The sequence below is a fragment of the Balneola sp. EhC07 genome, assembly GCF_001650905.1.
Lineage (GTDB): Bacteria > Bacteroidota > Rhodothermia > Balneolales > Balneolaceae > Balneola.
Map to the genome: position 1 here is coordinate 18894 of NZ_LXYG01000004.1, position 12001 is coordinate 30894.

9 protein-coding genes are annotated in these 12001 nt (G+C 39.2%); 4 read left to right on the forward strand and 5 right to left on the reverse strand.

Annotated features, from left to right (window positions below; all coding sequences use genetic code 11):
* Positions 1–20: 20 nt before the first annotated feature.
* On the reverse strand, positions 21–3161 hold the full coding sequence (locus tag A8B79_RS02725; protein WP_066217774.1) for a glycosidase: 3141 nt from the start codon (positions 3159–3161) through the stop codon (positions 21–23).
* A gap of 385 nt (positions 3162–3546) precedes the next feature.
* Between A8B79_RS02725 and A8B79_RS02730 the strand changes: the two genes are divergently transcribed.
* Entirely contained in the window at positions 3547–6126 is a 2580-nt protein-coding gene (locus tag A8B79_RS02730) for a glycosyl hydrolase (protein ID WP_082894036.1), read from the forward strand.
* A 55-nt stretch (positions 6127–6181) separates the two neighbouring features.
* Positions 6182–7513 (forward strand): sugar MFS transporter, encoded by a 1332-nt coding sequence (locus A8B79_RS02735; protein WP_066217691.1) that lies wholly within the window; start codon positions 6182–6184, stop codon positions 7511–7513.
* Here A8B79_RS02735 and A8B79_RS02740 read toward each other — a convergent pair.
* Positions 7491–8441, reverse strand: coding sequence for a glycosyltransferase family 2 protein (locus A8B79_RS02740; protein WP_066217692.1), 951 nt, complete (start codon positions 8439–8441; stop codon positions 7491–7493). The two genes, A8B79_RS02735 and A8B79_RS02740, sit on opposite strands and share 23 nt — an antisense overlap.
* Before the next feature lie 77 nt (positions 8442–8518).
* On the opposite strand from A8B79_RS02740, the gene A8B79_RS02745 reads away from it, so the two are divergent.
* Positions 8519–8848 carry a MerR family transcriptional regulator gene (locus tag A8B79_RS02745; protein WP_066217694.1) on the forward strand — a complete coding sequence of 110 codons (330 nt, stop codon included), beginning with the start codon at positions 8519–8521 and terminating at the stop codon, positions 8846–8848.
* Here the strand turns inward: A8B79_RS02745 and A8B79_RS02750 are convergent.
* Positions 8845–9897, reverse strand: a complete 1053-nt coding sequence (locus A8B79_RS02750) for a COX15/CtaA family protein (protein ID WP_066217776.1) — start codon at positions 9895–9897, stop codon at positions 8845–8847. The two genes, A8B79_RS02745 and A8B79_RS02750, sit on opposite strands and share 4 nt — an antisense overlap.
* 73 nt (positions 9898–9970) lie before the next feature.
* Between A8B79_RS02750 and cyoE the strand changes: the two genes are divergently transcribed.
* Positions 9971–10873 (forward strand): heme o synthase, encoded by a 903-nt coding sequence (gene cyoE / locus A8B79_RS02755; protein WP_066217778.1) that lies wholly within the window; start codon positions 9971–9973, stop codon positions 10871–10873.
* A 98-nt stretch (positions 10874–10971) separates the two neighbouring features.
* On the opposite strand, the gene A8B79_RS02760 is transcribed toward cyoE, so the two are convergent.
* The gene (locus A8B79_RS02760) at positions 10972–11205 is read right to left on the reverse strand and encodes a hypothetical protein (protein WP_066217696.1); all 234 of its coding nucleotides are present in this window, start codon (positions 11203–11205) and stop codon (positions 10972–10974) included.
* Positions 11206–11235: 30 nt separating this feature from the next.
* Complete coding sequence (locus A8B79_RS02765; RefSeq protein WP_066217698.1) at positions 11236–11982, reverse strand: RDD family protein; 747 nt, start codon at positions 11980–11982, stop codon at positions 11236–11238.
* Positions 11983–12001: the final 19 nt, after the last annotated feature.

Below are 12001 nucleotides of genomic sequence, written 5' to 3' on the forward strand. Positions count from 1 at the left end.
ATTCATCTTTTTGCCTCTCATTAATTTCTTATGTCGATTTGGATATAAGTACTGATTTGCCACTCAGTTCCATTATCAAAGCCTGGTGCAGTTGGCTCCGGAACACGTTCCCCAGCATCATTTCTAGTGTAGGTTGGAGCATAGCGAGGTGAAAAATCATTAAGCGTTCTGAAAGTCCCTCTTACACCTAATCGAGTTTGCGGAACATTGAACCAATCCGGTTTACCTAAACTCATTGACAGATCTGCCATCAGCTGAAGTGGATATGTTAGGTTGAAATCTCTATGATAATCGTATGGACCCCAATCATTAACTTTTACCGAACTATTCAGCATCAGCTTTTTTCTTATCATTCGCACATCAGCGCCAAATCTTTCCAACATTCTTGGATCACTTCCATTTGCTTGTGCATTCCCACCATATAAAAGAGCAATTATTCCCGTTTCTCTGTTAAGTTTTGATACGATTCGGGCATTCACTTCAATAAGGTCTCTTGCAGGCGGAGCTCCATCAAACGGGAACAATGTCCTTCCATCAGGCAGAATACCTATTGCAGCATCCTGTGTAGTTGGCAGGTGACGATATACAAAACCAAGACTTGCAGAAAACTTTGATTCTTCCATCATATCGTTATTCCATTCATAGAAGAATGAGCCCGGAGTTTGATCATAGGTAAACAGGATCTCTCCGCCTATTTGCTCTCGGTTTGACCTTACAATAAAAGGATCTGCCAAAATATTTCGTGGACGCCCGGGAGCACCAACATCACTAGGAATTGGTCCTTCGATAGGTTTTTGCCACAAAAAATTAGGAGCTATCTGAAGGTTTCCAATTGAATAAGTAAAACCTGTCAGGAAATTATATTGGTTACCACTTCCACTGTCTTTCAACCTCCAGCCTGTGTATGTAATTGTTGGATCTGTACCACCGTTAGCAACTAAACCCATGATTGCTGATTGAGCATACCAATTAAAAGTACCTCCGGTATAAGTAAATTTTAACTTTCCACCGAAATTATCCATTGGCTTGATCTCATCCTGATACACACGAGTGGTATCGCCTTCTTCTCTTATGAGTTGAAATTCACGTCCGTTTAGCGGTTGACCTGCCCATAAACCTCCAACTTCCACGCCCACTTTTCCAAATTCTCTATCCGCATATAATGAAAGTCTACGAGTTTTAGGCTGAGGAATAGCAAAAGAACTATTCACATCCGTTCCCTGCTGCTCAAGATCTTCATGGAAAATTCCTGTAAAATCTGTCTTTCCTAATGTTTTTGAATACTTCAGTAAGAAAGCAGGATTGGCTCCCCACCAAAGTTCCGGTCCAAATGCTAACTTCAATCCATCAAACTGTTTCTTTCCTTCTACTTCTACTCCGGCCGGAGCTGCCCCGTTATATATATCTATATTAGGTCCGTAATTAGCTTCAGGATACAAACCAAAGAAATCACCTTCGTAAGCCCAGTGATAATGACCTGTTCTGTAAAACCCGGTAAGATTGAAATACTCCTGATCCCAGTTAAAACTTGAGCTGTAGATAGCAAGCCTATTCATGGACTCATCTGTAATTAGCCCGTCTCTGCCTTCAAGTTGAACCGGCCGACCTCTGTTTTCATAAAAAATCTCGTCAATCGGATTCAGAGGAACATTTCCTAATACATTGAAGTCTACATTAGCTCTAACGTTAGGCGCAGGATTGGCTTCTATTCCGAAGTAAATAGACTGCATATGGTCAAAACCCTGCTCGTTTGGATACACTTGTTCTGTGGCATCTGGATCTTTCGGAGTGGTGATCAAAGTTCCACCTGTATTGTATGTTTCGAAATCAGCTGTAAATCTACTTAGCTTTATAGCACCGCCTGACTTTCCCTCCAAAGCTGCTTTATCTGCTCTGGCTTTCAGTTGTGCATCTCCCAGTGAAATATCACCGAAATATTGATTTAACCTGTTTTGGGTTACTCCTTCTTGAAAAGGATCGAACTGATGAACCTCTTTTAAAACGTAATAAGCTGCTCTTGGAAACAGTTCGTAAAACCCTTGTGAGTTGGTAGGACCTTTTGCTGTAATTCCAAACCATTCCTCATTCATATTGTTTTCACCTTCCTGGAAATCAAACTGATATCCGCCATTTGCCCAGGAAGCATTTACATCATGAATGCTCAAATTTACTGTTTGTCCGTATTTCCACCATCCATCACTGAACTGAAAGGTATATCCACCTAGCGAGTTGTCTGCGCCACCAAGTCCCGCAACATTTTCGTAAATAGCTTTCCAGTTATTAAGCTGATATCGAGCCTGAGCCGCTTGATCTTCCTGTACCGTTCTTGCATTAAAGGCATCAGATCCAAACTCAGTAAGTAAAACGGGTTTTCCATATTCATCAGCTACTCTGTCAAACAGATCGGTAAAAGTTAACCCTCTGTAAACGTTCGTACCAAAGATATCAGCATCAGGTACTTCTTCGGCAATAATATCCATGAATAATAAATCACCGTTACAAATTGCTATCGGGTGACCTGTATCAATCTTCTTCATCTCTACAATTGCATCGTTGAACAATTTGTACATTGCTCGTGCTCTTACTGTAGATCTGCGATCTTCTATCGGAATATCTTCTGTTTCAGCTCCATCCCAGAAAAGTCCGTAGTTATTTTCATTTCCTAAAAGAAATAACAGTAAGCCCGGTGTATCTTTATATTCCTGAACTAATTCTGTAACCTCATCAATTAAAAGCGCTTTCACACGTGGATCAGAATAATCTGTATTGGGTTGCCAAACTCCATCAATGGTTAATCCATATCTACCAAAAGAATGGTTAAGCATGGTATAGATACCATAAGTTTCATAGATGTAAGTGATCCATTCTTTAGGAATGCCCGTGTATACACGAATAGAATTTACACCCATATTTTGAAGCAAAGCCATCTCATCATCAAGTGCTTGCTTGATAAACTCAGGAGTTTGATTCCATAAACTATAGTTAAAGTTTGTGCCTATTGGAAAATAATCCCAATTCATTCCATTTATTACCTTCGGTTCGCCATTTACGTGTAGCTCCCAACCCTCATTTGTATTTTGGACAACCACCTGTTCAGCTTGACCAATTACCGAAGTAGCAACACCTAGCAAAATTGTTAAAATCAAGATGGGTTTTTTCATATTCATAACTGTTTGGATTTAGCGCTTACGTTTTAGCAGTTCCTGATTTTTTACGACAACTATTTCATTTATTTATTGGAGTGTAAAATCAGCAGAACAGATTTCCAATATTTACAATGTATATACAGCTATTAGAAAAGCGCTTTTCTGATGTTTAAAATGGGTTTTATTCTTAATAGGAGTGGATTTATTAAATCAAGTTTATTTTAAAGCTCTCTCCATTTTAAACTGCTTGTATATACTTTATAAAGGTAAGTGCACAAATATTTAGCTTATTTATTAGAGACCTTAACAATCAAAGACAGAATTTTATCTCTTTAGTATTACCACAGAAGTCATGAAGTTTTAAGAGGTAGAAAGTCACTTAATTATTGGATAAAAATTTATGAAGTCTTCTTTCTATTCACATCCCACTTCCCGGTTTAAGCTTTTTAAAAACTCACGATTTGCTACTGTAATTTTCCTACTCTCCTTTTCCATTATAAACTCAATGGTAAATGCTCAATCAGTAAACATCGGCGAAGGAAGTTACAGCACTGCGTTACCTGCCGCAGCAGTGGGACCACAAAATGTCCATGGACAAAATCTTTCGCCAAAAGTAAGCTCTGATTTTACTAAACCTATTCAGACAAACGATTTTTGGAGCAGCCTGATATTTCCATTTTTTGATGACGCCCACTCCGGCGTTCTGTATGCACATCCTTTAAATGCAAAGGCTATCAGCTCGGGACTTCAGATTGGATATACAACAAACTCTTTCTTAGCCGGTGGGGATTACATTTACCCATTTTCACCTCAGCTCAGAGTTGGCGTTGACGGACTAGCCGTTTCCGAAACAAAAACATCTGACTATGACGACTGGACCGTTACAGCTCGCTGGGAAAATGACTCGAAATCCATGGAAGCGACTCTGGGGCATGGTTTACCTTTTGTGTTTTTTAAAATAACCGGCGGGGATGCGGTCGTTGCTTCTCAACAAACTCCTTTCATATGGTACAGACAAAATGAAGTTTTAGGTTTGACTATAGATGGCAAACACTATGGAATTTTTGCTCCATCGGGCTCTACTTGGTCAGGCTCATCAACTTTTCAGTCTTCTCTGAATGGCAAAGATTATCTAACTGTCGCTCTACTACCCGATTCCCAAACGGCAACAATAGAATTTTTCCAAAAACATGCATACGCTCATGTCACTAATAGTGTGATAGAATGGAATTATGATGAAATTTCTTCCGAATTAACCAGCACATATACTTATGAGTCAGAACTTGTGGACAGCGCTGATGGTAACGTTAACGAAACTCTTACCGCCCTATACCGCCACCAATGGAAGCATTCTAACGATGAACTAACCAGCTATTCTTACACTTCTCCAAGAGGTGAAATGAAGCTTAAGCAAGGAAATGTATTTTCGACCGAACTTAAGTTTTCCGGGATTTTACCCGCACTTCCTGATCAGGGAGATTATGACCGATCTCAATTACTTACTTATGTAAAACAAGTGGCCAATGAATCTTTGCCGGTAGGCCCAACTTATGAAAATGGAAAAGCTATGGGACGTTTTTCTCACCTTGTTCATATAGCTGATCAACTGGGAGCAACAATCGAAAGAGATCATTTTATAGACCAATTGAAATTCAGATTAGAAGATTGGTTTACATCCGGGGGATCTCAGGAATATTCTTACAACGCCGAATGGGATGTGCTAACTGGATATCCATCCGGTTTTGGAGCAGACAATCAAATTAATGATCATCATTTTCATGCAAGTTATGCAGTTATGAGCGCTGCAACTATTGCTCAATATGACAGCAGCTGGGCAGCTCAGGAAAATTGGGGAGGCATGGTAAATCTTCTTATCAAGGATGCCAACAACTGGGACAGAACTGATACGCAATTCCCTTTTTTAAGATCTCATGATATTTATGCAGGTCATTCCTGGGCTTCAGGCCATGGAGCCTTTGGAGATGGCAACAATCAGGAATCCAGTTCTGAATCTATGAATTTTGCTGCTGCAGCTTTCCTTTGGGGACAAGCTACCGGTCAGCCAGAGATTCGCGATCTAGGAATTTTTCTTTATTCTACCGAGGCAACTGCCATCGATCAATACTGGTTTGATGTTGAAGATGAAGTGTTTCCTCAGAATTATCCCCACAAAGCATTAGGAATTGTTTGGGGAAGCAAAGGAGTTCACGGAACATGGTTTGGCGGTGAACCTGAATTTATTCACGGAATAAATATCCTTCCAATAACCAGCGCTTCCATGTATTTGGGAAGAAACTCTGACTATGTAGTAGAAAACTATAATGAGGTTGTAGCTGAACGAGGTGGCCAACCTACCATCTGGAAAGATGTGTTCTGGGAATATCTGGCACTTGCTGATCCCGATCTTGCATTGAGCTATTATTTAGCTGATCCTAATTATCAACCCTTTGATGGAGAATCCAGAGCGCACACTTTGCATTGGCTTTACAATTTGAAAAAGATGGGAACTCCGGTAATGAATGTATTTGCTGACACACCATCTTACTCTGTCTTTAAGGATGAAAAAGGGTTCCTCACCTATGTTGCTTACAATCCATCTACATCAGAACAACTGGTTACTTTTTCTGACGGCTTTTCAATGAGAGTCCAGCCAAAATCGATGAACACTGCAACCGGTGATACTCCTGTTTCAATAGATGATTTTGATGAAAAACCACAGGATTTTAGTTTATCTCAGAATTATCCAAATCCATTCAATCCTGAAACAACCATTTCTTATTCACTTCCAAAAGCCGGAAATGTGACCCTTGAGGTTTATTCTTTATTGGGACAAAAATTAAGCTCTTTAGTCAGTAAGAGACAATCAGCAGGAACACATTCAATTCAGTTTAATGCTTCTTCCCTATCAAGTGGAATATATTTTTACAGATTGAAATTTGATGGTCGGGTTATGATCAAAAAGATGACTTTGTTGAAATAACTTTAGTGAGTACTTTCTGGAACTTGAAAATCCTGAAATAAGAACTTATTCCCTGATGAGTACAACCAACAATACCAATCGCTCCGCATTTATCATTGTTACTACCCTCTTTTTTATGTGGGGATTTATCACTGTTTTAGTTGATGCTCTTATTCCCAGATTAAAAGAAGTTTTTGAGCTTAGCTATTTTGAAGCAGGGCTGGTTCAGTTCGCTTTCTTTACGGCCTACGCTGTTTTTTCGATTCCGGGAGGGAAGATCATTTCCAAAATTGGATACAAAAAAGGAGTAGTGATCGGACTACTTACAATGGGATTGGGTTGTTTTTTGTTTTACCCCGCTGCTGATTTCAGAATTTTCGGCATTTTTCTTTTAGCAATGTTTGTACTGGCGGGTGGCATTACCATTTTACAGGTTGCGGCTAATCCTTACGTAGCAGCTCTGGGGCCCGAAAGTTCTGCTTCCAGCCGATTAAATTTATCGCAAGCTTTTAATTCTCTCGGAACATTTATAGCACCGTTGGTTAGTGCCGCTTTTATATTGAGCAGCAGTGTTTTGAGTTCCAAGGAAGTTTCAAATCTATCTTCATCAGAACAGGAAGCTTATTATGTAGCAGAAGCTGCCGCTGTACAAAGCCCATTTCTGATTCTTGCCGGAGTGATCATATTGTTAGCCATAATTTTCGCAATTATAAAACTCCCGAAAATCCTTGAAGGTGATGAAGACAAAAACGGCAGTTACAAGATTGCTTTAAAAACCCGCCATTTGATGCTCGGCGCTGTTGGTATATTTGTTTATGTAGGCGCTGAAGTAACTATTGGTAGCTATATGGTGAACTATTTCCTGACGCTCGATATAGTTGAATTAATTCGGAACAGCGGATTTATGCCCGGACTTGCAGAGCTGCTTTCCGGAACAGGAATCGATCAGGCAACACCGGCTCAACTTGCAGGTTCTTTTGTTGCACTTTACTGGGGTGGAGCTATGGTTGGTCGATTTATAGGCTCGGGTTTACAACTGATTATCAAACCATCAAAACTTCTAGCATTGTATGGCTTAATTAATGTTGGATTATTGATAGTTACAATGAACTCATCAGGATTATTTGCTGTCTGGACTGTTCTTTGTATCGGGCTTTTTAACTCCATCATGTTTCCAACCATCTTCACTCTTGCAATTAGAAAACTTGGAAAACATACCGCTCAGGGATCCGGTATTCTTTGTACAGCAATAGTCGGTGGAGCTTTTATTCCACCTTTATTTGGCTTTTTTGCTGATACTTGGACGTTACAAGCCGCATTTATCGTTCCGATCCTTTGCTATCTGTACATTAGCTGGTATGCGAAATTTGGTTCTGAAGCGCCTGTTATACCATCTCCCGAATCTTAGGCTTCTGCTTTTTCACATGATTGATGTTGATTAATTCTCCGATCAATCCGGTGGATAGTAATTGAATACCAAGTACCATCAACAGAATACCCAAGAATAGTAATGGTCGGTCGCCGATTCCTTTGTTAAGAAATAACCTAAGTACTGCCAAGTATGCATTGATTCCGGTTCCTACGAGCAAGAGTACTATTCCGAATGTACCGAAGAAGTGCATCGGCTTTTGGAAATAGCGTTGTACAAAAAGAATAGTTATAAGGTCTAAAAAGCCATTTATAAAACGAGACAATCCGAATTTAGTAGTACCATACTTTCTTGGATGATGCTTTACGATCTTTTCACCGATTCGTGCAAACCCCTCCTTCTTTGCCAACATGGGAATATATCGATGAAGCTCTCCGTACAAGTAAATATTGTCGATAACCTCACGCTTGTAAGCTTTTAATCCACAATTAAAATCATGCAGATGTATACCTGCAGCTTTCCGTGTCACATAATTGAAAAACTTTGAGGGAACTGTTTTTGAAATTGGATCAAAGCGTTCTTTTTTCCACCCACTCACCATATCCAAACCGCCCTTTAGCATCTGGATCATATCAGGGACTTCATTGGGGTCATCCTGAAGATCTGCATCCATGGTAACAACATACTTCCCTCTCACTTCCTCGAAACCGGCCTGTAGCGCTACACTTTTCCCATAATTATGACCAAAACTTATACCTCTTACTTCCTCGTGTTTTGCACCAAGATCTTTGATCACTTGAAACGAACTATCGGTTGAGCCGTCATCCACAAAAATGACTTCGTAAGAATATGTTTCTGAAATGGATTCCTCAATGGCCTGAATTAATTCGGCTAAAGATTCCTCCTCATTAAACAATGGAACTACTATGCTGATATCAACTTCAGGGCTTTCTTTTGATTTTTCCAAAATGCTTTCTTTTAAAATAGTTCAGAAATGATTTTCTTTGGTGAATTAAAGATGACAAAATACACTTTATACCCACTATGAAAAAATTGTATTACTCGATGGGCGAAGTTAGTAAGCTTACCGGACTTGCTCCACATGTTTTAAGAAGTTGGGAAAAAAATTACAACGAACTTAATCCCAAGAAAAACAGCGCCGGAAACAGAGCTTATAAAGAAGAAGAAGTAGAACTCATATTCAAGATCAAGGAGTTGCTTGAGGAGAAAAAATATACTTCTGCCGGTGTAAAGAAAGTTCTTAAAAAAGAAAAAGAACCGGAATCTGTTTCTTCAACGGAGATACCATCCGACGTAAGAAAAGATCTGAATGAAGTAAAAGTATTCCTAAACGATCTGTTAGAGAAGCTTTAGTCTTCTTTGGTATTACTTTTACGAGTCATCAGGATCATCAAAAACTGACAACAGATCATTAATGCAATTCCCACAAGATGAAGAACCTGCAGAACTTTAGGTACATCCAGATAGGCTAACCCAATCCCGATCAAAATCTGTGCAAAGATCAAAGCCACATTAGTAATTCCCACTTTTTTAAGTTGACCGGTCATCTCTTCTTTCCACAAAACAAATCCCAGATAACCACCCGAAATTGCAAGCAACCATGAAAAGGTTCGGTGTATTTCAAAGATCTGACCAAGTGAATTGATCCAAATTGAACGAGGCGGCACTGTATCTGTCAGGCTGTTTTTTATGACATCAATTTCTTCCCTTACCTGAGTTCCGAGTATCATTTGTAACACTGAAAGCACCAAAATGATCAACGTAGTAACGTAGAGCTTTTTTCGTAGCGAATTATCTATACTAATTTTGACAAGATCTTCGCTTGTTTTATAAGCACAGTACAGCAGTAGAGTTACTATCACCATGGCTAGCACCATATGCAGAGAGATCATACCCGGCAATAAGTTTGTACTTACAACAATAGATCCTAACCATCCCTGAAATCCTGTTAATAAAACTGCGGAAGCAGATAAAAAAGTTATGGATCTCTTCGTGCGCCAATAACTAAGAGAGCGTAAAAATGTTAGGAAGACCAGAATTCCGATTACCGCACCTACTAGTCTATTTAAATATTCGATCCAGGTTTTGGTAGCATTGAATGCTTCTTCTTTTTTAATGTTAGGATCATTTTCGATCTGATGAGCGATTTCATTAAATCCTAAAGCTTCAAGATAGCTTACAATTTTTTCGTTCTTTTCTACTCGTTGCTCTACGAATACTTCTCTGTAGTTGCTTGGAAGTTCATCCACTGAAGTGGGTGGAATCCAGCTTCCAAAACATTTTGGCCAATCCGGACATCCCATTCCTGAACCGGTGCTTCTTACTATTCCTCCGACAAGTATCAGAAACAGTGTTGCAAATACGGTAGTTATGGCTGTTTTTTGATAGGAATTTAATTTCATACTTAAAGGTAACAATACTCCTTGAAAATGATTAACTTTGCGTGCTAAAAATTTCAAGATTTTCTGTTTTTCTATGAGTTCTATTGAAGAAAAAATTCAGATCGAACGTTCGTTCACAGATGTAATTTCTGATTATCACCAACTTACCAAACCCGGTATTACACTGGCGGTTTTGGCTAGTATGTTGGTAGGCTTTGTGTTAGGCAGTGGCAGTTCGTTCAATTTCATATTGATGATCCACGCGATCATCGGTACATATATGATCGCTGCCGGAACCGGAGCGTACAACCAATTTATGGAGCGCCGACTGGATGGTTTGATGAAACGAACGGCAAAACGACCACTTCCCGACCATAGAATAGCTGCTTCTTCCGGAATGTTTTTCTCTTTGATCTTAATTTTTTCGGGGCTCGTTTACCTGTTCATATTGGTTAATCCATTAGCCGGAGCCATTTCTTTTGCAACCACTTTTATTTATTTGATCGCCTATACACCTATGAAGCAGGTTTCTGCTTTCAATATTGTGATCGGTGCAGTTCCCGGTGCATTACCTCCGGTTGGCGGTTGGGCTGCAGCATCCGGAACTATCGAAAGCCCCGGAATGTGGCTTTTATTTGGAATCGTTTTTCTATGGCAGGTACCGCACGTTATGGCAATCGCCTGGAGTTTAAAAGACGATTACTTTGGCGCCGGATTTAAAATGCTTCCAAAAAATGATGAGACCGGGCGTAAAACTTCTCTTTGGTCTTTGATTTGTACCATTCTTCTTTATCCCGTTTCAATTGCTATGTTTGTGATGGGAATTTCGGGAATGATCTTTCTGGTTCTAAGTTTAATTCTTGCGACCGGATTTCTTTACTACAGCATTAAATTCCTGAATGAAAGAACAAAAGAAAATTCCCGTAAACTGATGTTTGCCTCCATCGCTTACCTACCTCTTGTTTGGGTAGCGGTATTTATAGATAGATTGGTTTAAGTACAATATCGAATATCCAATAGTGAATGTTCAATGCTGAAGTGCAGTATTATGAATTATTCCTACCACGTCATTTAAACATTGACCTGAAGCAACATTTATTTAACGAATTCCTTTGAAATTTCTCTTTTGAAGTATTCAATACTTTCTTCTACTAGTTTTAAAGGCAGGGCTTCCTCAAAAAGAGTGATAGTAAAGTCTGCATTTTCATCATCTCTGAATATCTCAATCAATATTTTTTCCTTTGACCATACTTCAATTCCCATTCCATCTCTTTCAGAGATATCACTTACGACTGTAACTTGTAACTCTTTCAGAAGGTTGGTTTCCATAACTGATACTATTAAACGGGGTCTTTAACCCTAAACCTTATCATCATAAAGCCGGTTATAATCTTCGATAATGGCTGATAAATATTCGTGAGATTTCATTTCCGGTTTAACAACTCCGGTCTTTTCTTCAATGGCTTTTCTGGTTTTGGTGACCATTACAAACCAAGTATTGTAATCGTAGGTTTTGCGAGCGTTCAGAACTTCTTTAATGATGCCTACATCTTTGTCAGACAGATCAATTTCTGAACTGAAATTAGCTTCTGTGTCGTCTTCAATTTCTGCAAAAATAGTGTCGGACAGTTTTGTTTTTGATTTGTCTTTAACTACTGCTGTTTTAGCAACAATGTCTCCAAGCCTTTGTCCTTTACCGTTCAAAAGAATAGTTATAATGGCAACACTTCCTGCCATTAAAGTCACTTCAAATAATCTGAAAAACCATCGAACCAGATAATCTCCTAATCCCGGCCTGCTGCCATCAACTTTAACTACACGGATTCCTACTAGTTTTTTTCCCACGGTGTAGCCTTTCCAAAGTGTTTCGATAACCAAATAGTATAAGAACACAGGAATTGTAACCAATAAGAACATCACCCAGCCATATTCACTTTTCCATGCAAAATCCTGAGGAGTAACTCCGTCCCAAATAAAATTCACCACAAAGGTGTAGGCAAGCAGAATAATACCATCAACCAAAAAAGCCAGTAACCGTTGAAAGATATCGGCCGGCTCATAGTTAATGAGTACATGCTGGGATGTTTCTAAACTAATTTTGTCCATGGGTTTTAATTTATACTTA

What these genes read in the sequence shown, in the direction of transcription:
- A8B79_RS02725 (WP_066217774.1), bottom strand. Translation starts at nt 3,161, where the DNA reads ATGAAAAAACCCATCTTGATTTTAACAATTTTGCTAGGTGTTGCTACT.
- A8B79_RS02730 (WP_082894036.1), top strand. Translation starts at nt 3,547, where the DNA reads ATGAAGTCTTCTTTCTATTCACATCCCACTTCCCGGTTTAAGCTTTTT.
- A8B79_RS02735 (WP_066217691.1), top strand. Translation starts at nt 6,182, where the DNA reads ATGAGTACAACCAACAATACCAATCGCTCCGCATTTATCATTGTTACT.
- A8B79_RS02745 (WP_066217694.1), top strand. Translation starts at nt 8,519, where the DNA reads ATGAAAAAATTGTATTACTCGATGGGCGAAGTTAGTAAGCTTACCGGA.
- A8B79_RS02750 (WP_066217776.1), bottom strand. Translation starts at nt 9,897, where the DNA reads ATGAAATTAAATTCCTATCAAAAAACAGCCATAACTACCGTATTTGCA.
- cyoE (WP_066217778.1), top strand. Translation starts at nt 9,971, where the DNA reads ATGAGTTCTATTGAAGAAAAAATTCAGATCGAACGTTCGTTCACAGAT.
- A8B79_RS02760 (WP_066217696.1), bottom strand. Translation starts at nt 11,205, where the DNA reads ATGGAAACCAACCTTCTGAAAGAGTTACAAGTTACAGTCGTAAGTGAT.
- A8B79_RS02765 (WP_066217698.1), bottom strand. Translation starts at nt 11,982, where the DNA reads ATGGACAAAATTAGTTTAGAAACATCCCAGCATGTACTCATTAACTAT.